Genomic DNA, 22,526 nt, shown 5'->3' on the forward strand with positions numbered 1-22,526 from the left:
CGTGGCCCGCAGGGCGGGCGCCGGCCTCCACCAGCAGTTCCTCAGCCGGGGCAAAGAGCCCGGGCCCGCCGTGGACAAGTTCCAGTTCCCACTCGCGCCACTGCTGCTGCCCGCCGGGCCCGGCGCCTTCTCCTTGTCCCGGGTGCAGGCGCTCCGCCGTCACGCGGTCATCGGCCAGGTCCGCCAGGTGCACGCCGTCCTCGCCGTAGAGGGCGTGGGTGGTGCGCCGGGTCTCGAGCCGGACCACCGGTGCCACGGCCGCTCCGCGGAGGTACGCCTGGATGTGGACCAGCAGGCTGTCCGGCACCACGCCGGGCTGTCCCAGCGGGGCATGCAGTTCCCGCCGCTGCTGGGGTTCTGTTGCGGTGCCGCCGGATTCCAGCGGCGGCAGCTTCAAGTGCCAGCCTGCGTCGGTTCCGCCCGTGCGGCGGCGAAGGGTGATCCGCCGGGCCGCGAGGATGTGCCGGGCGGTGTCGAAGTACACGGCTTCCAGGACGGCGGTATGGGGTGCCCCCGCCCTGGCCACGCCGGGAAGGCTGTCCAGCGCGGGCACGGCGGCGGCGTCGTCGACGTCGTACTTCTTTTCGATCTCAAGTCCCTGCGAAGCCTTCACAAGCTGTCCCTTCCGCATCCGCGCACGGGTCCGGACCATGGCGTCCGGGCTCCCGCTGGCAGTCTATTGCCCTCCGCCGCGGAGCCGGGAGAGCTTGGCCACAGAACTGTAAACATCAAACGTCTAACCTTTAGGCTTGAGGGATGTCCGCCCCGCACCCTCCCGCCGCCCAAGCGCCGTCGGCCCCTGTCCCGGCCGCCGCAGCCCCCGTCCCCGCACCGGCAACGGCCCCGGCATCGGCAACGGGCCACGCCAAGCCCCGGTCCGCCGTCGTGTTCGGCGTCATTGCGCTGGTGCTCATCGGGCTGAACCTGCGGGCGGGCATCACTGGAGCGTCGGCACTGCTGCACGACCTGCAGTCGGTGCTGGGCTACGGCACGCTGGTGGCTGCCATCATCCCGTCCATTCCAACGCTGTGCTTCGCGCTTGCCGGGGCAGGGACGTCCTGGCTGACGGGCCGGCTGGGCGTGGAGAAGGCGATCCTGGTGGCCCTTGCCATGCTGGCAGGCGGACTGCTCCTGCGCGGCATTCCCGCCACCGGCATGCTGGTGGCCGGCAGCGTGCTGGGCATGTCCGGCCTGGCCGTCTGCAACGTGGCCATGCCCTCCTTCATCCGGGAACACTTTGCCCACCGGACGTCCCTGATGACCGCCGTCTACACGGTGACCATGACCACGGGCGCCACCGTCACCGCCGTCGCGGTGGTACCGCTGGCGCAGGCACTCGGCTCGCCCTCGGCCGCCGTCGGCGCCATTGGCATCACCGCCGTGGCGGCGCTCCTGGGCTTCCTTCCCGTGGCGCTGCATGCGCACCGGCACAGTCCCCGGGCGACAGGGCGCCGGATCTCCCCCTGGCCGCTGCTGCGGACCCGCAAGGGGCTGCTCCTCACCGCCATCTTCACGCTCCAGGCCCTGCTCGCCTACGCCCTGCTGAGCTGGTTCCCGTACATGCTGACCACCATGGGCCTGAGCGCCGCGGACAGCGGGCTCATGTTCGGGCTGATGCAGCTTGTCTCCGTCCCGGCGGGCATGGTGCTGATCGCCATCGGTTCCCGGCCGCGGATGCTGCGGCCTGCGTTCTACCTGGTCAGCATCACCATGGTGGCCGGGCTGGCATCGCTGCTGGCCCTGCCGGTGGGGCTGGCCGCTGTTCCTGCCGCCCTGCTGGGGTTTGGCCTGGGCATCTTCCCTCTGGTGATGGTGATGATCAGCCGCAGCGGGGTGAGCACCGCGGAAACCACGGCGCTGTCCACGCTGGCGCAGTCCACGGGCTACCTGCTGGCCACCCTGGGGCCGTTCGGCATGGGGCTGCTGCACAGTGCCACCGGCGGCTGGACCCTTCCCCTCCTGCTCCTCCTTGCCCTGGCGCTGGCCCAGATCGTGGTGGCGCACCTGATCACGGGCAAGGCCATGACCAACGCGGTGGGAAGGAAGTAGCAGCCATGGCACTGAGTCCTTCCGCCCGCCCCCCGCTCGCCGACGAGGTCACTGCCAAACTGCGCGCCATGGTGCAGTCCGGCGAATGGCCCCTGCACCAGCGCATCCCGTCCGAACCTGAGCTGATGGCCGGCCTGGGGGTCTCGCGCGGCACCCTCCGCGAAGGCATCAAGGCCCTCGCCCACAGCGGGATGCTGGAGGTGCGGCGTGGCGACGGCACCTATGTCCGTGCCACCAGCGAACTGTCCGGCGCCGCCCGGCGCATGTACCAGGACCACACCGAACAGCACATCCTTGAAGTCCGGCTGGGCCTGGACACCCAGGCTGCCCGCCTGGCGGCCCGCCATGCCACGGCCGACGACGTCACGGCCCTGCGTGCCCTGCTCGCCGCCCGGGACCAGGCGTGGACGCGGGGAGACTACGAGGCGTGGGCGCGGGCGGACTGGGGGTTCCACGAACGGGTGGCGCAGGCCTCCGGCAATCCCCTGCTGCACGAGCTGTACCTCAGTTTCGGCAGCGCCTTCCACCAGGACCTCCTTAAGCAGCAGCGCAGGCCCGGCTTCGACGGCCGGCCGCACGAGGGCCACGACCTCCTGGCGGACGCCATCCAAGCGCGGGACGAGGACGCCGCCGTCGCCACCGTTGACCGGAACCTGAACTCCTGCGCGGAGTGGCTGGCCGGATAGTGCGGCTTTGGGGTTTCTTCAGGGCTTAATCGGTCAGTAGGCTTACTATCTGAAGAAGGTAGTCCTGCGCGCCGCCCATCACGGCGCTGCAGGCACCGCTGACGATGAGGAGTTTCCATGGCGCGATCATCACGCCTGACCGACCACCAGTTGGGCAAAGAGCCCGCGCAACCGGCAGGAACGGATTCACCCGGGACAGACTTGGCAGGGACTCCGCACGCGCAGCGGCCGGCCACAAGGGTCCCGCGGGACATCAAGTCCCCCTCCCAGCTGTGGGGCGACGGTCTGGGCAGGGTGGGCATCCGTTCGGCCCAGATACTGCTGATCCTCACCGTGGCGGTGGTCTCCGTTTACGCCTTGATGCAGATCAAGCTCCTGGTGATTCCCATCCTGATAGCGCTGATCCTGGCCGCCGCGATCGGCCCGTTCGTGAACATGCTCCGCCGCCGGGGAATGCGCGGCGGACTGGCCACGGGCATCGCGTTCATCGGGCTTTTGCTCGTATTGGGAGGCGTTGGCACGGTGATCTACTTCTCGGTCCGCAGCCAGTGGGCCGAGCTGGCGCAGCAGGCGTCGTCGGGACTGGACGAGTTCGAACGGTTCTTGCTGACGGGCCCGATTCCCATCGATCAGCAGCAGCTTGCCGAGGCACGGCAGGGGATCATCGACTTTGCCACCAGCAGCCAGGTGCGCTCCGGCGCCATCACCGGCCTGTCCATGGTCACGGAGTTCATTGCGGGCGCCAGCCTCATGGTCATCATCCTGTTCTTCTTCCTCAAGGACGGGGCCAAGATCTGGAACTTCTTCCTGCGCCCCTTCAACGGTGCCCGCGAAGCGAAGCTGCGCCGGGTGGGCAGCCGCACCCTTGAGGTCCTGGGCGGCTACGTCCGCGGCACCGCCATCGTGGCCCTGGTGGATACCGTTGCCATTGGCACGGCACTGCTGATCATGCAGGTGCCGCTGGCCTTCCCGCTGGCCATCATCGTTTTCCTCGGCGCCTTTATTCCGCTGGTGGGTGCAACGGTGGCGGGCATCCTCGCCGCCCTCGTGGCCCTGGTGGCGAACGGGCCCGTGGTGGCCCTGATCGTGGTGGCCGTGGTGATCGCGGTCAACCAGCTGGAGGGCGACCTCCTCCAGCCGGTAGTCATGGGCAAGTCGCTCCAGCTCCACGCCCTGGTAATCCTGATGGCCCTGACGGCCGGCACCATCCTGGCGGGCATCGTCGGCGCGGTCCTGTCCGTGCCGCTGGCGGCCGTCACTTGGGCCATCATCCAGGTGTGGACGGCCGAAGACCCGCACCTTGAAGACATGAACCCGGACCTCCCGCCGGCCGGCACCAAACCCATCTAACCCCCTGGAGTTTTTGTCCAGATATGCAGGGTTGAAGTGCGTTTTGGCCTGCATATCTGGACAAAAAACTCAAGTGCAGGGACAGAGCACGACGACGGTCCGGCACCTGGGTGCCGGACCGTCGTCGTGCGTCTGTTGCTTCAGCTGCGGGGCAGCCCTGCGGCGTTAGGAGCGGAGGCCCGCGAACACGTTCTTGGGCCGCTGCATCTCGCCGTGCTTGGCGCCAAGGACTATCACGGCGCCGGCGAAGGCCGGGATGGCCCACTGGAGCATCTTCAGCTGCTGCTGGGCGGCCTTCAGTTCGTCGGAAGCGTCCGGCCGGGGTTCAGTGGCACCCTCGGCCCCTTCGGCAGCCAGCTTCTCCACCTTCTTGCCCAGGATGCCGGAGTACAGGGTCACCGCGGCGCCCACTACGGTGACCGCGGTCTTGATGACGGTGTCCCTCGCCACGCCTTCCTGCTTGGCGATGCGGCCCTTGTTCTCCCAGGCGATGGCGAGGTCCGCCACCAGGTGCGAGGCAAATGCTGCCGTCTGGAACGGCGCCCACTTCATCCAGCCGGCGCTGGAGAGCCGCGTCCGCTCGGACGGGTCCTTCGCCTCCGCTGCCGCACCGTTCAAGCCGACGGCTCCCATAAGGGATCCGCCGAACCAGGCCGCTGCCGTGAGATCGTGAACTGAACGGGCAATAAGATTTCCTGCCATGGTGTGCATTCCTATCGTTGAGCTGCCTAAGATGCCGCGCCTGCGGACTTCACTTGCCGTGTCCCATCAAGGTCATGGTCCGCCCATGGTAAGCACACTTACTAATGTTACGAAAGCCCGTCTTCCACGGGCGGAACGCGTAATATCGTGGCCATGGGAAACACAGGGACGCTGTTCGGCTGGGCATTTGGTGATCCGGCGCGGGAACAAGAAGACGCATACGTAGGAAACCTGCAGGACGAGGCCCTGGCCAATGCCCGGGAAACCGCAAAGGCCAGAGGGGTTTCCGTCGTGGCTGACTCCCAAGTGTTTACGGTCCTCAGTGCCGACGACTCCCTCGTGGAACTGGACAACGCGCCGGGCAAGCTTGTGGTCCGCTGCACCGTGCACGTGGAGGGACCGGGTGCTGACAAGCTGCGTGCCGAAGGGCCCATGAACGGCTGACGGATGTCGGACGGGGATTCCACCATCAGCCAGGCCGCCGACGCCGTCGAGCAGGCCTCCAACCACCCCGCCCTGGACGTCCTGGCCCGGGCCGGCTTCGCCGTCATGGCCCTGCTGCACGTGATCATCGGCGCCATCGCCGTCGCCGTAGCGTTCGGACAGCCCGGGGAAGCGGAACCTACGGGCGCCATCGAGCAGCTGGCCGCGAACCCATGGGGCCCGGCGGTGATGTGGTCCTGCGTGCTGGCATGCTTCGGCCTGGGGTTGTGGCAGGCGAGCGAGGCAACCCTCCGCGCACGCCCGCTGCCGCGGAAGGAGCGGCTCTCCAAGCTCATCTCCTCGGGCTTCCTGGCCATCGCTTACACCAGCGTGGGGCTCAGCTTCGCGGGCTTCGCCGTGGGGATGCGCGGGGACTCGGGCGAAAGCACCCGGGATTTCAGCGCCTCGTTGATGGCGACGCCGGTGGGGCTCTGGGCACTCGTGGCCCTGGGCCTGACAATCATCGGCATCGCCATCTACTTTGTGGTCAAGGGGGTCCGGCGCGGATTCAAGGAGGAGCTCTTCCACTTTGACGGCACCCGGCGCGGCAGGCTGATCGACATCCTTGGCGTTGCCGGCCACATCGCCAAAGGGGTAGCCCTGTTCCTCACCGGACTGCTCTTCGTGATCGCCGCCGCCAAGCACAACGCCGAGGAGTCCACCGGGCTGGACGGCAGCCTCAAGGCTTTGCGGGACCACCCGTTCGGCCCGACCCTGCTGGTGGCCATTGGTGCCGGATTCATCGCCTACGGAATCTTCGCCCTGATCCGGTCACGGTTCGGCCGAATGTAGTTCCGGCCCGTTTCGGGGTACGAAGGAACCATGACCCACTCCGCAGCGAAAGACCAAACCCCCGGCGGCCATGGTGCCGCACCGGGAGACGCAACCCCCGCCGTCACGGAGGCGGCCGGCCGCGCCTTCGCCGCCATGTTCCGGGTGCTGAAGCTGGCCCGGCCGGACCGTCCCATCCACCCGCAGGGCATCGGGCTGGCAGGACACCTGACCAGGGCCGGCAGCTCCGGGGCAACAAGCGGACTGGAGTGGCTCGATACGCCCGGCATCGACTCCGTCAGGGCCCGGTTCTCCCGATCCGTTGGGCTGCCCCAGCAGCTTCCGGACATCCTGGGCCTGGCCCTCCGCGTCACGCCGTCATCCGGTGTCATCACCGACGTACTGTTTGCCTCCACAGGCTGGCGGCTTCCCGGCAGGTTCCTGCTCCAGCCGAAACTGGACGTTGCCAGCGCCACCTTCACAACACTCATGCCGTACCGGGGCGGCAAAGGACCGGTACTGCTGGGGCTGCGGACCAGCGAGCTGCCGGCCGGGCCACTCACATCCGGGGAATGGGTGCTGCTCCTCTATTGGGCCAAACCCACGGGACCCTGGCGCGAATGCGGCGAACTCCGCCTGCGGGCAGAACCGGAACCGGCGGATACTCCCCTTCGATTCAATCCCCTCGAGAACCAGCCGCCGGGAGCCCAGACCTACGCCTGGACCCGCCGCCTGAGGGAACACTCCTACCGGGCAGCGCAGCGGCCGGCACCTCCCGCCGTCGTACATTCCGCCGCTGCCTCAGCCACACCCGGCGCTACAGAAAGGAACACCATGTCCACCGTGTCCCAGCTGTTCAACTCCCCCGCCGCCGATGTCTGGAGGGTCATCGCCGACGGCTGGCTCTACTCCGGCTGGGTGGTGGGCACCTCCCGGATCCGTGCCGTGGACGACCGGTGGCCGGAAGCGGGCTCACGCCTCCACCACTCCGTGGGCGGCTGGCCGCTGGTGATCGACGACAGCTCCCAGGTGACCGCCGTCGAGCCGGGCCGCCGGCTGGAAGTGGTGGCACGGGGCTGGCCGATGGGCGAGGCGAAGGTCGTCATCACGCTGGAGGACCGTGGCGGGCAATGCCAGGTCACCATCTCCGAGGACGCCGTCCGCGGTCCGGGAAAGCTGATGCCCAAGTTCCTGCGCGATCCCCTGATCGCTGTGCGGAACCGGGAAACCCTGCGGCGGCTCGAGCTGATGGCAGCAGGCGGGGCCGGGAAATAGCCCGGCAGGGTTAAAGCACTCCCCGGCGTTAAAACACCCGGGGCCCTGCGTGCCGGTCCATCAAAGGACTGGCACGCAGGGCCCCGGGGGTGTGAGTCTGCCTAGACCTGCGCGGCCACTCCGTCGCGGGAGATGTCCACCATGTCCTCGCGCGGCACCACCTTGATGCGCTCACGCTTGACCTCAACGCCGTGCGAGCCGCCGGCCTCGGTGGCGGCTGCGCCGAGGGCCAGTTCGTGGGCATCCAGCGCCAGCCAGCCTTCCCAGCTGGTGAACTGCACGCCGCGGGCGTCGAGGAGTTCGACGACGGCCTGTTCCTGGGGTGCCTGCGCCACGGGAAGGTTTTCGCGGTCCTCCAGCAGGTACGTCACGGTCTCCAGGGCGTCGCCCTTGGTGTGGCCGATGAGGCCCACGGGGCCGCGCTTGATCCAGCCGGTGGCGTAGATGCCCGGCACGTGGGTGCCGGCGGCGTCCAGCACGCGGCCGCCGTCGTTCGGGACGACTCCCTTGGTGTGGTCGAACTCGATCTCCGGCAGGGCCGAACCGAAGTAGCCGATGGCGCGGTACACGGCCTGGACCGGGTAGTCCACGAACTCGCCGGTGCCGCGGGCGTTGCCCGTGCCATCCAGCTCAGTGCGCTCAAACCGCATGCCGGCCACCTTGCCCGGGGTCTCGGCGTCGTCATAGATCTCCACCGGGCTGTGCAGGAAGTGCAGGTGCAGGCGGCGGGAAGCCTTCAGCTCGGAGAGGTCCTCGGGCTGCTCGGCGATCCAGTTGGTGAGCGTGCCCACCATGGTCTTGGTCTGGTTGTTGGACTGGATCTGACGGTCGGATTCCTCGTCGAACTCGAAGTCCTCCGGGTACAGGATGATGTCCACGTCCTTGGAGTGGGACAGCTCGCGCAGCTCCAGCGGGGTGAACTTCACCTGGGCGGGGCCGCGGCGGCCGAACACGTGCACGTCCGTGACGGGCGAAGCCTTCAGGCCGGCGTAGACGTTGTCCGGGATTTCTGAGACCAGCAGGTCGTCGGCGTGCTTGGATAGGACACGGGCCACGTCCAGGGCCACGTTGCCGTTGCCGATCACGGCGATTTCCTTGGCGTCCAGCGGCCATTCGCGGGGTACGTCCGGGTGGCCGTCGTACCAGGAGACGAAGTCCGCGCCGCCGAAGGAGCCTTCCAGCTCGATGCCCGGGATGTTCAGGTCCGCGTCCTTGATGGCGCCGGTGGCGAAGATGACGGCGTCGTAGTGGGTGCGGAGGTCCTCGATGGTGAGGTCTGTGCCGTAGTCCACGTTGCCGAAGAAGCGGATGTCGCCGCGGTCCAGGACCTTGTGCAGGGCGTTGACGATGCCTTTGATGCGGGGGTGGTCCGGGGCAACGCCGTAGCGGATCAGGCCGTAGGGTGCCGGGTAGCGGTCAAAGAGGTCGATGCTCACGGTCAGCTCGCCGCTCTTGACGGCTTCGCTCTTGGTGAGGATGTCGGCGGCGTAGACGCCTGCCGGGCCGGAGCCCACGACGGCGACGCGCAGCGGACGTTCGGCAGAACCTACGGTGGTGCTTGATGACACGGCTGTGTTCCTTTTTCTTCGGTCCGTCCCAACTGGTAGCGCTAAGTGTCGTTTTAGGGGCTCATAACGACACTTGGCGCTACCTAGTTGGGTGGGGGCTAGGTGGTGAGGACTCGGGGCTTGCTGGTGCGGGGCTTGTTCGGGGCGGTGGTGCTGTAGTCAGCGGTTTTGAAGTGCGACGGCGCGAAGGGGCTCACGCGCACAACGTCGCCGATGACAATGACTGCGGGATTTGCGACGCCGGCGGCTTCCGCCTGGTCCGCAATGGAACCAAGCGTGCCAATCGTCACGCGCTGGTCCGGCAAATAGCCGTTTTCCACGATACCAACTGGCGTCCCCGCAGGCAGACCGGCTTTGCCCAGGGCGGACGCGGATTCGCGCAGCTGGCCCACGCCCATCAGCAGGACGATGGTGTGGTCGGCCCGGGCGGGAACCTCGGAGAGCTCCTCGTGCCCGGTCACCACGCTGAAGCCCTTGGCGAGGCCCCTGTGCGTGACGGGAATTCCCGCGGCCGCCGGGACGGAGATTGCGGACGTGACACCGGAGACCACTTCAACCTCGACGCCGTGCTGGCGGCAGTATTCGGCCTCTTCGCCGCCGCGGCCCAGGACGTAGGGATCCCCGCCCTTCAGCCGGACCACACGGTGGCCTTTAAGGGCCTCCTCGACGAGGATGCGGTTGATCCCGGCCTGCGGCACCGGATGGTGGCCGGGGGTCTTGCCCACTTCGATGATGCGGACGTCGGGGGCGAGTTCGCTGAGGAGTTCCCGGGGGCCCAGACGGTCTGCCACTACGACGTCGGCCTGGCCAAGTAGGCGTCGGCCGCGGACGGTGATCAGGCCGGTGTCCCCGGGTCCACCGCCCACCAGCGCCACGGAACCGCGGTGGGCCCGGCGGCGGCGCAGCGGAAGGTCGCCTGTTTCCAGGGCGGTGGCAACGGCGTCGCGGACGGCCATGGCGCGGCGCGGGTCTCCCCCGGCATTCACGGCGATCTTGACGTCGTCCACTTCGGCAACAGCGGGAGTCCAGGCTGCGGAGGCTTCATGGTCTGAGGCGTTGACGCACCAGATGCGCTGCGCCTCGGCGTCGGCCGATACCTGCGCGTCCACGGCGGAATCGCCAGTGGCCGTCTGGACGAACCAGGCGCCGTCGACGTCGGAGGGAAGGTAGGTGCGCGGCTCCCAGGTGAGGAGGCCGGCGTCGGCCAGTTCCTTGAGCGCGGCAGAGGCAACGGGAGCCACGACGGTGACCCGTGCACCGGCGTCCAGCAGCCCCTTGGCGCGGCGGGCCGCAACGGGGCCGCCGCCCACCACCAGCACGGGGCGGCCAAGGAGGCGCAGCGCCGTGGGGTAGATATCCTGAATTGCCATGAATCAACGGTAGGGCGGCGTCACATAAGCCAACAACGGCGCAGCAACACCAGTTCACGTAAGGTAACGCTGCGTCACATACTGCGGGCCGTCACTCCAGGCCCGCCAGGAACCGCCCCCGGTCGCGGATGAGCCGTTGCAGGTAGGGGCGCAGGACCAGCTTCCCGGCCGCGCGGCCCAGGAACCCGAACGGCGCCGTGAACACCACCCGGTCCGTCATGATGCAGCCGCCGGGCGTGGCCTCGAATTCGTGGACGTGGCGGAAGGACCTGAACGGGCCGCGGACCTGCTCGTCCGTGAAGCTGCGGGGGAAGTCCACATGCGTGACGCGGCTGGTCATGGTGAGCGGAATCCCGAAGTGCCGTGCCCGCCAGGTGACCTCCTGCCCCGCACCGATCAGCCCTGACGTCACCCCGGCCACCGCCCGCTCCCCAGAGCCCTTCTGGGACTCCACGTGGGCGTCGACGCTGCGGGCCAGGTCGAACAGCCGCTCCGGCGGAAGGGAGCTCTGGGTGCGGCACACGAAACTGGCGGTCATGGGGCCAGTCTGCCACCTTGCTCATGTGGGGCGGCGGACACGGCAAAGCCCGACGGCGGGAGGCGGCGTCGGGCTTTGCGGGGTGCGTAAGGCGGGGCTGCTTAGCGGGTACTGCCGGCCAGGAGCCCGCGGCTGCGGAGGAGGCGCTTCTCGATGGGCCCAAAGACCAGCAGTTCGATCAGGATGCCGACGGCGAGGATCAGCAGGATCGCCGACATCACCACGGCCATGTCGGACAGCTGCCTTCCCTGGTCCAGCAGGGAGCCCAGGCCGAAGCCGATGGTGCCGCCCACGGCGATGATTTCCGCCGCCATGAGCGACCGCCAGGAGAAGGCCCAGCCCTGCTTCAGGCCGCCGAGGTAGCCGGGCAGGGCGGCGGGGAGGATGATCTGCAGCGCCATCTCCAGGCGTGACGCGCCCAAGACGGTGCCCACGCGCCGATACTGCGGCGGGATCTGGTCCACGCCGGAGATCAGGCCGTTGATGATGGACGGGATGGCGCCCATGAACACCACGAAGTACACGGTGGCATCGGTGAGGCCGAACCAGATGATGGCAGCCGGGACCCACGCGACGGAGGGCAGGACCTGGAGGCCGGAAATCAGCGGCCCGAACGCCCGGCGCAGCGGTGCGACCTGTGCCAGCAGGAGGCCCACGGGCGTGGCGATGGCCACCGAAATGATGAAGCCAACCAGCCCGCGCTGCAGTGACGTCCATACGGATTCCTGCACTTTGCCCTCGCTCCAGAGGACACCCATTTGGCCCAGCACGTCCATCGGGCCCGGCACCTGGTCGCGGCGCTTCAGGCCGAGCGAGACGTAGAACTGCCAGATCAGAACCAGCACCACCAGGGCGGCGATGGGCAGCAGGATGCGGCTCCAGTCGATGCGGTTCTTGCGGGCGGCGTCGGACTGCAGGGAGTCCAGCCCGGACTCGAGTTCCCGCAGGTCCTCATTGCCGGTGGAGGTCCGGGTGAGTGCGGCGTGGATGTGCCGGGGTTCGGAGGGTTCGGCGGAAGCTTCAGCCAGGGGCGTTGGGTTACTTGGCATGGCGGCGGATCTCCTCCCGGAGCCGGGCGGTGATGACCCCGGTCAGCTGGCCGGCGAGTCCGGCGTCGGTGCGGTGTTCCTCGGTGACGGCCCATTCCTGGACCACGCGGCCGGGGCGGGAGGACAGCAGCAGCACGCGCTGGCCCAGCCGGACGGCTTCGCGGACGTTGTGGGTCACAAAGACGATGGTGCGCCTGGTTTCCTTCCAGATCCGCTCCAGCTCATCGTGCAGCAGGTCGCGGGTGATGGCGTCCAGGGCGGCGAAGGGCTCGTCCATCAGGAGCAGTTGCCGGTCCTGCGCGAGTGACCTCGCCAGGGACACGCGCTGCCGCATGCCGCCGGAAAGCTCGTGCGGGCGCTTGTCTCCTGCCGCGCCAAGGTGCACCAGCTCCAGCAGCTCCTGGGCCTTGGCCTTCCGGTCTGCCTTGCCAACGCCGCGGAGTTTCAGGGCCAGTTCGATGTTCTCCCGGGCGGTGAGCCAGGGGAACAGCGCGGCGTCCTGGAACATAAAGGCGGCACCGTCGCTGGGCACCTCCAGGGCGCCCGACGACGGCGGCTCCAGTCCCGCGATGATGTTCAGCAGGGTGGATTTGCCGCAGCCGGAGGCACCGAGGAGGGCAACGAACTCGCCCTGCCCGATGGTGGCGTTGACGTCGTCCAGTACCGGGGCGCCGTCGCCGAAGCGCTTGCCCAGGTGTTCCAGTACGACTGGCATGGTGCCGTCCTTAAGTTGGTGGGTGGATCAGTCCTGGCCGAGGCCGGCTGCTGAAATCTTGGTTGCTGAGACTCCGTTGAGCGGCCGGAGGTCGAAGAGGCCGGTGATGTCGGCTTGCTTGGTGGTGCCGGCCTCGACGCCGTCCTCCAGCAGCCGCGGGTAGCTTCCGGCCAGCGGGTCCAGGGTGAAGGTGATGTTGGCCAGGGACCGGGCCAGGACATCATCTGCCAGGGCTGCCCCGGCCGATTCCTGCAGGGCCGAGTTGATGACGCTTGCCTTTTCCGCGGCGGGGGCCTCGTTCAGCCAGGCCACCGACTCCGCGTGGCCGGCCAGGAGTGCCTTGACGGTGTCCGGGTGGTCAGCGGCGAACTTCTGGTTCACGATCAGGACGGTGGTAGGGAACTCGCCGGGCTTGCCCGTGGCGGTCCCGTCCCAGAGGTCCTTTTCGTCCACAAGCACCTTCGCTCCGGCCTGGAGCACCAGCCGCGAGGCCCATGGCTCAGGCAACCACGCGCCGTCGAGCTTTCCGTCCTGGAACAGCTTAAGCGTCTGCGCGTTCTCCGTGGGGTTGATGGCCACGTCGCCGCTGCCGTCCACGTTGCTCTGGTACCCCTCGGAGGCAAGCCAGGAGCGGAGGGCCACGTCCTGGGTGCCGCCGAGCTGCGGGGAGGCGAGGGTCCTGCCCTTGAGGTCCGCGGCGGAGTTGATCTCCGGCTTGACCACCAGCTGTGCACCGCCTGCGGCGGCGCCGGCGATGATGCGCACGGACTGGCCCTGGCTCTTGACGAAGGAGTTGATGGCCGGGTTGGGGCCGATGTAGGCGGCGTCGATGGCACCGGCGTTCAAGGCCTCGATGGCCGCGGGCCCGGCATTGAACGTCTCGGTGCTGAGCGCGGTGCTGCCCAGGGCTTCGGCCAGGAAGCCCTGCTTGATGCCCACCAGTGCTGGGGCGTGGGTGACGTTGCCGAAGTATCCCAGTTTGAGCTCGGCGGCGGGGGTGGGTTCAGCGGCCTGCGCCTCCGTGTTGCGTGAAACGGTGGAGGCCACCACGGCGCCGACGGCGATCAGCAGGACCAGCCCGATGGCCAGGGCAGCCTCGATGGCACGCTTGCGCTTGGGTACCGCGCTTTCGCCTGCCACGATGCGGGTCATCCCGGGCTTGGAACTAGTCATTGTTTCACCATAGGGAGTGCCCCAAACCCGTTCAATGACGCGGAAACGGGGGGTCACGCGGGTTCATCTAGCGTCATATTCGGACACTGTTCGCCGGGGTCGCCGGAACGGTACCTGCTCGCCGTTCCGCCCCGGCGCCGTGGCACCGTTCCGGCGAACGCGCGCGCTCCAGGTACCGGCTCAGTTTCCCTTGACGTTGACCAGTTGCCGCAGTTTGTGCCTGACGGTGACCAGGTCCGCCGCGTCCTGCATGACGACGTCGATGGGTTTGTAGGCCGCGGGTATCTCGTCGATGAACGCCTCGGAGGCCCGGAACTCGATCCCCCGCATAGCCATTTTCAGTTCGTCGAGGGAGAAAGTTTTGCGGGCGGCGTTGCGTGAGTACTCCCGGCCTGCCCCGTGCGGCGAGGAGTTCAGCGACGCCGCGTTGCCGAGTCCTTCCACCACGTACGACGACGTCCCCATGGACCCCGGGATAAGTCCAGGATCGCCGGGCGCGGCTTTGATGGCGCCCTTGCGGGATACCCAGACGGACTTGCCGTAGTGGACCTCCTGCCGGGTGAAGTTGTGGTGGCAGTTGACCCGCGCGAGTTCCTGCACAGGCCCGCCCGCCCACCGGCCGAACTGGGCGCTGACGCGGTCCATCATCTCTTCGCGGTTCAGGAGGGCGAAGTGCTGGGCCCAGTGCAGCTCTGCCATGTACCGGTCGAACTGCGGCGTGCCCTCCTCAAGGTAGGCGAGGTCCGGGTCCGGCAGGTGGATCTGCTTCTTCGCCACCACGTGCTGGGCGACGCCGATGTGATGCTGGGCGATCTTGTTGCCGATGCCGCGGGAACCGGAATGCAGGAACAGCCACACGGCGTCGGCCTCATCGGCGCAGACTTCAATGAAGTGGTTGCCGGATCCGAGCGAGCCCAGCTGGAGGTCCCACTTCTCCACGTACTGTGCCGGGTTGAAGCCGGCTCTCGCGGCCAACCTCTTCAGCTCGGCAATCCGCGGCTCCGCCGTGGCCTGCACCGTCCTGTTGTTGTGGCCGGCAGACAGCGGGATGGCCCGCTCGATGTCCTCGCGCAACCTCTTCCGGTCCTTGGGCAGGTCCTTTAGTGCGTACTGGGTCCGGACGGCGATCATGCCGCAGCCGATATCCACCCCCACGGCCGCCGGCATGATCGCGTGCAGGGTGGGGATGACCGAGCCCACCGTGGCGCCCTTTCCCAGGTGCGCGTCGGGCATGAGGGCCAGGTGCGGGTAGATAAATGGCAGCTGTGAGGTCTGCACCGCCTGCTCACGCGTCTTGTCATCCAGGATCGACGCCCAGTTCAGCAGCTTGCTGTTGATGGCTTCCATGCGGGGCCTCCCACGGGACGGCTGGGGACTAACGTGGTTCCTAGGCTAACCCCGGGCAGACCGCCTGGCCGGTCCACCCTGACAAGGAGACGCACGTATGGTGAACGTCCAGACCGGCATCCTCATCCGCAGGCCGCGCGCGGAGGTGGCGGACTATGCGGCCAACCCGGACAACGCCCCCACGTGGTACGCCAACATCCACAGGTCGCAGCGCCTGACCGCCGGACCGCTGGGCACCGGCTCCAAGGTGGCCTTCACGGCAAAGTTCCTGGGCCGCGAGCTCAACTACACCTATGAGTTCGTGGACTATGTCCCCGGCGAGCGGCTCGTCATGCGGACGGCGCAGGGCCCGTTCCCCATGCAGACCACCTACACCTGGACGGACGACGACGGCGGGACGCGCATGACGCTTGGCAACACCGGGAGCCCCTCGGGTTTCTCGAAGCTGGCGGGGCTGTTCATGGCACCGATGATCCGCCGGGAAACCCGCAAGGACCTGCAGAAACTCAAGACCATCCTGGAGCCATGAGGGGTCTGGAACCCTACGCCGCCTTGCGGTGCAGGCCCCGGGTCTGGTTCCGGCCAGGCCCCGCCTGCGGCTCACGCAGCAGGCGCAGGTTGTACCAACAGAACATGGCGAGCCCCAGGTAGAGGGACAGCTCCATCGCCTCGGCATACTCCGAGATGACGAACGTGGGCTCCGGCCAGATCAGCAGGCGGAAAAGGCGGTAGCCGGCGGCCAGCGCGAAGGCGGGCACCAGGCACAGCGGCGGGACCAGCAGGCGCCTGTTCTTCAGATGCTTCCACCGTTTTCCAACGGCAGTCCATACCAGCGGGGCACAGGCGCCGTAGAGGCTCGCAAGGAGCATGGCCGCGGGCACCAGTTCCTGCACGCCGCGGATGTTGTGCACTGTGGTTTCGCCCTGGCGGTTGACCTCGTTGAGGGACTCGGGTGTGGCCCAGCCGAAGATTCGCTGGCCCCACGAGATCTCCTCGCCCGTCAGGAACCAGACCCCCAGCGTGACAACCCCATAGAGCACAGCCATGCCCCAGCGTTTGGCACGGACCAGGTACACGGTGATGAGGGGCAGGAAGATGCTTGCCGCCAGCAGGCACGCGAACTGCAGCCATTCGACAACGGAGTCCTCGTTAACCAGCCAGAGGTAGAAGTCCTTGAACGGAAGGGTTGCCGCCACCACCACGGCGATGATGAACGGGATCAGTATGAGAAGCCGCTCATGGCGGGGTTCGATCCTCCAGTCCTCGGAGTCTCGCCGGAGATGCTCAGCCGCCCGGGTTTTCCACTCTTTAATGGCCGGCATTATGCCTCCTGAGGTGTTGCGTCCAGATCCAAAGGAAGCTCGTGCCCCCCGTTGACCATTAAGTCGTGGTGGCGCAGCCGCCCGCACGAGTAGCGAGTACTTGCATTTGAACAGGGCAGCACTGATGGGCTGCTGCCGGTACTCACCGCCGAAGACAACAAAACCGCGGCCTGTTCGCGGATCCGAACCATCAAGGCCAGGATCTGCGAACAAGCCGCGGTATCAGGGGAAATCAGATGCTGTAGCGCTCGTCCTCGTGGTCGCCCGGGTGGTCCTTGACCAGTCCGGCGGCGAGGGTGTTGCCGTCCAGCGGGTCGATCACCAGGAACGCTCCGGTGCGGCGGTGGTGGAGGTAGTTCTCCAGCGGCAGCGGCGCGGCGAGCCGGAGCTGCGCGTTGCCAATGTCGTTGAGTTCCAGGGTGGACGCCGGTTCCAGCTTGAAGGAGGCAAGGTCAAGCTTGCCGCCGACGTTGCGGACCAAGGCCTGGACGGTGCGGGTGCCGTGCTTGACCAGCACCTTCTGGCCCTCCCGGAGCGGCTTCGGGGACAGCCAGCACAGCGACGCGTACAGGTCGGCTGAGGCTTCGCGGACGGTGCCTGCGGCGGCGATGGTGTCGCCGCGGGCCACATCGAACTCCTCGGCCAGGCGGATTGCCACGGACTGCGGGGCGGCGGCTTCCTCCAGCGAGGAGCCGGCGAAGTCGATGCCCACCACCGTGGTGGTGCGGGGGTCCTGGCCGGGAGTCAGGACGGAGACCTTGTCCCCCACCTTGACCGAGCCTTCCGTGATCTGGCCGGCGTACGCACGGTAGTCACGGTAGGCCTCCACATCCAGGCCGGCGGCGACGGCGTCCGGAGCCAGGGCGCCCTGCGGCCGGATGACCAGCTGCACCGGGAAGCGGAAGCTCTCCAGGTGGCTTTCCAGTTCATCCGCTGCGGGCAGGGTCTCGAGGACCTCGAGCAGCGCCGGGCCGGTGTACCAGGGGGTGCGCTCGGAGCGTTCCACCACGTTGTCGCCGTCGAGGGCGGAAACGGGGACCACCAACAGGTCGGTAATGCCATCGGAACCCAGGCCCAGTTCGCGGCCCACCTGCTGCACGTCGGCTTCGATCTCGCGGAACACGTCCTCGCTGAAGTCCACCAGGTCGATTTTGTTCACGGCCACGATCACGTGCGCCACGCGCAGCAGCTGCAGCACGGACAGGTGCCGGCGGGTCTGCTCCAGCACACCCTTGCGGGCGTCGATGAGTACGACGACGGCATCCGCCGTGGACGCGCCGGTCACCGTGTTCTTGGTGTACTGCACGTGCCCGGGGCAGTCGGCCAGGATGAAGCTGCGGCGGTCGGTGGCGAAGTAGCGGTAGGCGACGTCGATGGTGATGCCCTGCTCGCGCTCGGCACGCAGGCCGTCGGTCAGCAGTGCCAGGTCGATCCCGCCGGCGGCCCCGCCGAAGCCGCGGTCCGCTGACGTGCGGGCAACGGCGTCGAGCGTGTCAGCCAGGATGGCCTTGGAATCGTGAAGGAGGCGGCCCACCAAAGTGGACTTGCCGTCGTCGACCGATCCTGCGGTGGCGAACCGGAAGAGCGTCGTGGGCAGGCCTTCGGTGAGTGAGCCTGGCGAAATCTCGGAAATCGTGCTCATTAGAAATACCCGTCCTTCTTGCGGTCTTCCATGGCGGCCTCGGAGATGCGGTCATCTGCACGGGTGGCGCCACGTTCGGTCAGGGTGGAGGCAGCGACTTCAACCACAACGTCGGCCACCGTGTACGCGTCGGACTCGACGGCGCCGGTGCAGGACATGTCCCCCACAGTGCGGTAGCGGACGGTCTTAGTGATGACATCCTCGTGCGGCAGCGGCTGGGACACCTCGCCCACAGCCCGCCACATGCCGTCGCGGGCGAAGACCTCGCGCTCGTGGGCGTAGTACAGGCCGGGCAGCTCGATGTTCTCGCGCTCGATGTAGCGCCAGATGTCCAGCTCGGTCCAGTTGCTGATGGGGAACGCACGGACGTGCTGGCCCACGGTGTGGCGGCCGTTGTAAAGGTTCCACAGCTCGGGGCGCTGGTTGCGCGGGTCCCACTGGCCGAACTCGTCCCGGAGGCTCAGGATGCGCTCCTTGGCGCGGGCCTTGTCCTCGTCGCGGCGGCCGCCGCCAAAGACGGCGTCGAACTTGTTCTGCTGGATGGCGTCCAGCAACGGGACGGTCTGCAGCGGGTTGCGGGTCCCGTCGGCGCGCTCGGCGAGCTCGCCGCGGTCGATGAATTCCTGGACGGAGCCCACCACGAGCTTCAGGCCCAGGCGCTCAACAGTGCGGTCCCGGAAGTCGATGACCTCGGGGAAGTTGTGGCCGGTGTCCACGTGCAGCACGGGGAACGGAACCTTGCCGGGCCAGAAGGCCTTGGTGGCCAGGTGCAGCATCACCACGGAGTCCTTGCCGCCGGAGAACAGCAGGGCAGGCTTTTCAAACTCGGCAACAACCTCGCGGATGATGTGGATGGCCTCGGACTCAAGGGTGTCCAGGCTGCTCAGGCGCGTGGAAACGGCAGCGTCAGTCACCTGGGTGGTCTCCTCGGTTAGGTAAGTGCTCATACGTGTAGTCCGCATTCTGTCTTGTCGGTCCCTGCCCAGCGGCCGGCGCGGGGGTCGTCGCCCCGCGCCACCTTCCGGGTGCAGGGCTGGCAGCCAATGGAGGGGTACCCCTGGGAAAGCAGCGGGTTGACGGGCAGGAGGTTGTCGTCCGAGTACTGGACCAGTTGGTCGAACGTCCACGCAGCCACCGGGTTCACCTTGACCAGGCCGTTGGCCTCATCCCAGGTGACCAGCGGGGTGTTGGTGCGGGTGGGGGCCTCGTCGCGGCGCACGCCGGTGAACCACAGTTCGTAGCCGGACAGGGTGCGGCGCAGCGGGGCCACCTTGCGGAGGGCGCAGCACTGGGCGGCGTCGCGGGCAAAGAGGTCCTTGCCCAGGAGCCGGTCCTGCTGTTCCACGGTGTTCTCGGGAAGCACATCCACCACATTGACGCGGAGGTTCGCGGCCACTTCATCGCGCGTGGCGTAGGTTTCCGGGAAGTGGTAGCCGGTCTCCAGGAACAGGACGTCGACGCCGGGCATCTGGTCCGCGACCAGCGCCGGGAGGACGGCGTCGGCCATGGAGCAGGCGACGGCGACGGCGGGCAGCTCGAAGTTGCGCTCCACCCAGGCGATGACGTCGCGGGCGGGGGCGTCCCAGCCGAGTTCGGCGGCACCGGCTTCGGCGATGGCCTTGAGCTCTTCGTGGGAGCGGATAGCAGGAATAGGCAAGGCGTGTTTGGCAGGCGATGCCGCCCCCGCCCCTCCGCCGCGCGGCTGATCCTCGATCAGCCCAGCGCGCGGCTCCGACAGGCCCGATGCCACTCCCTGGGCGGCATCGCCTGCCAACGGTAGTGCGTGCTTACTCACTGGAGTGCCTCCTCGTCTGCTGCGTGGGCCCATTCGGCGAAGGTCTGGCCCTCGGCGCGCTGGGCAACGAAGGTGCGGACAACGCGCTCCACGTAATCGGGGAGGTCATCGACGTAGACCTTGAGGCCGCGGACGGTACGGCCCAGGCCTGCTTCCTCGCGCTCGTTGGAAGCCAGCCCGCCGCCCAGGTGGACCTGGAAACCCGGGGAGGGGTCGCCGTCGGGCGTTGGCAGCATCATGCCCTTGAGGCCGATGTCCGCGGTCTGGATGCGGGCGCAGGAGTTAGGGCAGCCGTTGATGTGCAGGGACAGCGCGTGCGGCAGCTGGCCGCTGTCAGCGAGGTCGGCCAGGCGGCGTTCCAGTTCGGCCACTGCCGTGGCGGCGGTGTACTTGGTCTCCACGATGGCCAGCTTGCAGTACTCGATGCCGGTGCAGGCGATGGTGCCGCGGCGGAACACGGACGGGCGGGCGGACAGGCCCAGCTCGTCCAGCTCTGCCACAAGGGACTCCACCTGGTCCTTCTCGACGTCCAGGACAACGAGCTTCTGGTGCGGGGTGGTGCGCAGCCGGAAGGAGCCGCGGGCCTCGAGGGTGTCCGCGAGCTTGACCAGCGCGGCACCGGACAGGCGGCCGGCCAGCGGGGTGGCGCCGATGAAGAACTTGCCGTCCTTCTGCTCGTGCACGCCGATGTGGTCTCCCGGGGTGGTGGGCTTGGGCGCGGCGGGGCCATCAGCCAGCTTGTAGCCGAGGTATTCGTCCTCGAGGATCTGGCGGAACTTCTCCGGCCCCCAGTCGGCCATCAGGAACTTCAGGCGGGCCTTGGTGCGCATGCGCCGGTAGCCGTAGTCGCGGAAGATGCTGGTGACGCCGAGCCACACGTCGGCGGCCTGCTCAGGGGTCACGAACGCACCGAGGCGCTTGCCGAGCATCGGGTTGGTGGACAGCGCGCCGCCGGCCCAGAGGTCGTAGCCGACGCCGAGTTCCGGGTGGCGAACACCCACCAGGGCGAAGTCGTTGATCTCGTGGACCACGTCCTGGCTGGGGTGGCCGGTGATGGCGGTCTTGTACTTGCGCGGCAGGTTGGACAGCAGCGGGTTGCCGATGAACCGCTCCCCCAGCTCCTCGATGAGCGGGGTGGGGTCGATGATCTCGTCCTTGGCGATGCCGGCCACGGGCGAGCCCAGGATCACGCGGGGAACGTCGCCGCAGGCCTCGGTGGTGGACAGGCCAACACCCTCCAGGCGGGTCCAGATCTCGGGGATGTCCTCCACGCGGATCCAGTGCAGCTGGATGTTCTGGCGGTCGGTCAGGTCGGCGGAGTCGCGGGCGAAGTCCACGGAGATCTGGCCGATGACGCGAAGCTGTTCGGTGGTGAGGGCGCCGCCGTCGATGCGGACGCGGAGCATGAAGTACTTGTCCTCGAGCTCGTGCGGCTCAAGCGTGGCCGTCTTGCCGCCGTCGATCCCGGGCTTGCGCTGGGTGTAGAGGCCCCACCAGCGGAACCGGCCGTGGAGGTCCTGGCCGGGGATGGCGTCGAAGCCTTCCTTGGAGTAGATGGTCTCGATACGCTCGCGCACGTTCAGGCCGTCGTCTTCCTGTTTCCAGGTTTCGTTGGCGTTCAGCGGCGTTTTGCCGTCCACTTTCCACTGTCCGTGCGGCTTCGCGGCGGGACGGGACGTGCGGGCCGGGCGCTTCGCGGCAGCGGAATCCGCCGACGCTCCGGCTAGAGCTGTATCAGTCATGCATCGACTGTAGGTCCCGTCCGAAGAGCGTCACAAAGGCCCGGAAACGCTAAGTCACCTAGGGAAATATTTCGTCACGAAACGCCGGACAGCCTTGAACAAGCCACCCTGCTGTGCATTTGCGCCCGGTTCCGCGGGCGCCTTTTGGGGGGCCTGTTCTGCTGTTTCAGCCGGCGCGTGTGCCGCGGCTTCACGGGCTTTTGCGACGGCGGCGTCATACCTGTCCAGCGCGATTTCGGCGAGCACCGGGGACGGCAGCAGCGGTTCGGTGACGACGTCGGCCCCGGCCTTGGCCAGCTGGTCGTGGAAGAAGCCCGGCGCCAGGAGGTAGGAGGCAATCACCACGCGCCCGCCGACGTCGACCGCTCCCGCGGACTCACCCGCCCCGGCACCGCCTTCCAGCTCCTCGCGAAGCATCGCGACGGCGTCGGGCACGGAAGGTTTTGCGGAGGCACCGTAGGCGGCCACCATCCGGTTGGACCGCAGCTCCCGGAGCTGGCCCAGCAGCTCCTCGACGCTGATGGCGGCGTTGGGGTTGGAGGAGCCCGCGGCAGCCAGCACGATCACGTCGTTATCCGTCACGCCGGCTTCGCGCAAACGCTGGTCGAGCAGCGCGGCCAGGCGCGGATCAGGGCCCAGTGGCGCGGCTGCGGCACTGCCCGGCCTGCTCTTCACGGCCCGCGCAATGTCCACCTTCACGTGGTAGCCCACGCTGAGCAGCAGCGGCACCACCACGGCGGCCTCGCCCTCGGGCAGGCCCGCCACCACGTCCACCAGGTCCGGCTGCTGGACGTCCACATAGGCCTCCCGGACGTCAAGGCCGGGGCGGAGTTCGGCGATGGCGGCGCGCAGGGCGTTGACCTCCGCGGCTCCCTGTGTGTTGGACGTCCCATGGGCGCAGGCGATCATGATGGGGCTGTTCATACGGGCTAGCGTAACGTTGGAGCCG

Annotated in this window: 22 protein-coding genes; 7 read left to right on the forward strand and 15 right to left on the reverse strand. The window is 68.0% G+C overall.

Features of this window, described 5'->3' with window-relative positions:
- On the reverse strand, positions 1–613 hold a 613-nt coding region (locus ACKAE7_RS12255), incomplete at its 3' end, for a CYTH domain-containing protein (RefSeq protein WP_408979325.1).
- A 143-nt stretch (positions 614–756) separates the two neighbouring features.
- Here ACKAE7_RS12255 and ACKAE7_RS12260 point away from each other — a divergent pair.
- The 3 genes from ACKAE7_RS12260 (at position 757) to ACKAE7_RS12270 (ending at position 4,085) form a co-directional block, all read left to right on the forward strand.
- Entirely contained in the window at positions 757–2,049 is a 1,293-nt protein-coding gene (locus ACKAE7_RS12260; protein ID WP_408979326.1) for a CynX/NimT family MFS transporter, read from the forward strand.
- 5 nt (positions 2,050–2,054) lie between these two features.
- Positions 2,055–2,735 carry a FadR/GntR family transcriptional regulator gene (locus tag ACKAE7_RS12265; protein ID WP_408979327.1) on the forward strand — a complete coding sequence of 227 codons (681 nt, stop codon included), beginning with the start codon at positions 2,055–2,057 and terminating at the stop codon, positions 2,733–2,735.
- A 117-nt stretch (positions 2,736–2,852) separates the two neighbouring features.
- A complete protein-coding gene (locus tag ACKAE7_RS12270) occupies positions 2,853–4,085 on the forward strand; it encodes an AI-2E family transporter (protein WP_408979328.1) in 1,233 nt (410 codons plus the stop codon).
- Positions 4,086–4,250: 165 nt separating this feature from the next.
- Here the strand turns inward: ACKAE7_RS12270 and ACKAE7_RS12275 are convergent, their stop codons facing one another.
- Positions 4,251–4,787, reverse strand: coding sequence for a hypothetical protein (locus ACKAE7_RS12275; protein ID WP_188809520.1), 537 nt, complete (start codon positions 4,785–4,787; stop codon positions 4,251–4,253).
- Positions 4,788–4,940: 153 nt separating this feature from the next.
- On the opposite strand from ACKAE7_RS12275, the gene ACKAE7_RS12280 reads away from it, so the two are divergent.
- The 3 genes from ACKAE7_RS12280 to ACKAE7_RS12290 are packed head-to-tail and all read left to right on the forward strand — an operon-like array spanning position 4,941 to position 7,316.
- Positions 4,941–5,231 (forward strand): hypothetical protein, encoded by a 291-nt coding sequence (locus ACKAE7_RS12280; protein ID WP_188809519.1) that lies wholly within the window; start codon positions 4,941–4,943, stop codon positions 5,229–5,231.
- Between the two features lie 3 nt (positions 5,232–5,234).
- Positions 5,235–6,062 (forward strand): DUF1206 domain-containing protein, encoded by an 828-nt coding sequence (locus ACKAE7_RS12285; protein ID WP_408979329.1) that lies wholly within the window; start codon positions 5,235–5,237, stop codon positions 6,060–6,062.
- 30 nt (positions 6,063–6,092) lie between these two features.
- A complete protein-coding gene (locus ACKAE7_RS12290) occupies positions 6,093–7,316 on the forward strand; it encodes an SRPBCC family protein (protein ID WP_408979330.1) in 1,224 nt (407 codons plus the stop codon).
- A 101-nt stretch (positions 7,317–7,417) separates the two neighbouring features.
- Here ACKAE7_RS12290 and ACKAE7_RS12295 read toward each other — a convergent pair whose 3' ends face one another.
- The 7 genes from ACKAE7_RS12295 to ACKAE7_RS12325 form a co-directional block, all read right to left on the reverse strand.
- The gene (locus tag ACKAE7_RS12295) at positions 7,418–8,884 is read right to left on the reverse strand and encodes an FAD-dependent oxidoreductase (RefSeq protein ID WP_191034774.1); all 1,467 of its coding nucleotides are present in this window, start codon (positions 8,882–8,884) and stop codon (positions 7,418–7,420) included.
- A gap of 98 nt (positions 8,885–8,982) precedes the next feature.
- Positions 8,983–10,254 (reverse strand): uroporphyrinogen-III C-methyltransferase, encoded by a 1,272-nt coding sequence (gene cobA / locus ACKAE7_RS12300; protein ID WP_408979331.1) that lies wholly within the window; start codon positions 10,252–10,254, stop codon positions 8,983–8,985.
- 91 nt (positions 10,255–10,345) lie between these two features.
- Positions 10,346–10,792 (reverse strand): SRPBCC family protein, encoded by a 447-nt coding sequence (locus ACKAE7_RS12305; RefSeq protein WP_191034776.1) that lies wholly within the window; start codon positions 10,790–10,792, stop codon positions 10,346–10,348.
- 101 nt (positions 10,793–10,893) lie between these two features.
- Positions 10,894–11,841: an ABC transporter permease gene (locus ACKAE7_RS12310; protein WP_190609467.1), complete on the reverse strand. Its 948-nt coding sequence runs from the start codon at positions 11,839–11,841 to the stop codon at positions 10,894–10,896.
- Entirely contained in the window at positions 11,831–12,556 is a 726-nt protein-coding gene (locus tag ACKAE7_RS12315) for an ABC transporter ATP-binding protein (RefSeq protein WP_408979332.1), read from the reverse strand. Before ACKAE7_RS12315 ends, ACKAE7_RS12310 begins: the two co-directional genes overlap by 11 nt.
- A gap of 27 nt (positions 12,557–12,583) precedes the next feature.
- A complete protein-coding gene (locus tag ACKAE7_RS12320) occupies positions 12,584–13,708 on the reverse strand; it encodes an ABC transporter substrate-binding protein (RefSeq protein WP_408979345.1) in 1,125 nt (374 codons plus the stop codon).
- A 201-nt stretch (positions 13,709–13,909) separates the two neighbouring features.
- Positions 13,910–15,076: an RtcB family protein gene (locus ACKAE7_RS12325; RefSeq protein WP_408979333.1), complete on the reverse strand. Its 1,167-nt coding sequence runs from the start codon at positions 15,074–15,076 to the stop codon at positions 13,910–13,912.
- A gap of 97 nt (positions 15,077–15,173) precedes the next feature.
- On the opposite strand from ACKAE7_RS12325, the gene ACKAE7_RS12330 reads away from it, so the two are divergent.
- The gene (locus ACKAE7_RS12330; RefSeq protein ID WP_408979334.1) at positions 15,174–15,605 is read left to right on the forward strand and encodes an SRPBCC family protein; all 432 of its coding nucleotides are present in this window, start codon (positions 15,174–15,176) and stop codon (positions 15,603–15,605) included.
- Between the two features lie 13 nt (positions 15,606–15,618).
- Here ACKAE7_RS12330 and ACKAE7_RS12335 read toward each other — a convergent pair whose 3' ends face one another.
- From ACKAE7_RS12335 to ACKAE7_RS12360, 6 genes are all read right to left on the reverse strand, one after another.
- A complete protein-coding gene (locus ACKAE7_RS12335; protein WP_188809510.1) occupies positions 15,619–16,398 on the reverse strand; it encodes a hypothetical protein in 780 nt (259 codons plus the stop codon).
- A gap of 232 nt (positions 16,399–16,630) precedes the next feature.
- Positions 16,631–18,040 (reverse strand): sulfate adenylyltransferase subunit 1, encoded by a 1,410-nt coding sequence (locus ACKAE7_RS12340; RefSeq protein ID WP_408979335.1) that lies wholly within the window; start codon positions 18,038–18,040, stop codon positions 16,631–16,633.
- Positions 18,040–18,987 carry a sulfate adenylyltransferase subunit CysD gene (gene cysD / locus ACKAE7_RS12345; RefSeq protein ID WP_066278202.1) on the reverse strand — a complete coding sequence of 316 codons (948 nt, stop codon included), beginning with the start codon at positions 18,985–18,987 and terminating at the stop codon, positions 18,040–18,042. The genes ACKAE7_RS12340 and cysD overlap by 1 nt, the downstream gene beginning before the upstream one ends.
- Positions 18,984–19,697: a phosphoadenylyl-sulfate reductase gene (locus ACKAE7_RS12350; protein ID WP_408979336.1), complete on the reverse strand. Its 714-nt coding sequence runs from the start codon at positions 19,695–19,697 to the stop codon at positions 18,984–18,986. The genes cysD and ACKAE7_RS12350 overlap by 4 nt, the downstream gene beginning before the upstream one ends.
- A 134-nt stretch (positions 19,698–19,831) precedes the next feature.
- A complete protein-coding gene (locus ACKAE7_RS12355) occupies positions 19,832–21,577 on the reverse strand; it encodes a nitrite/sulfite reductase (RefSeq protein WP_363954663.1) in 1,746 nt (581 codons plus the stop codon).
- A gap of 54 nt (positions 21,578–21,631) precedes the next feature.
- Positions 21,632–22,501 (reverse strand): sirohydrochlorin chelatase, encoded by an 870-nt coding sequence (locus tag ACKAE7_RS12360; protein WP_408979337.1) that lies wholly within the window; start codon positions 22,499–22,501, stop codon positions 21,632–21,634.
- Positions 22,502–22,526 lie beyond the last annotated feature (25 nt).

Source organism: Pseudarthrobacter sp. NKDBFgelt, from assembly GCF_046097905.1.
Taxonomy (GTDB): Bacteria; Actinomycetota; Actinomycetes; order Actinomycetales; family Micrococcaceae; genus Arthrobacter; species Arthrobacter polychromogenes.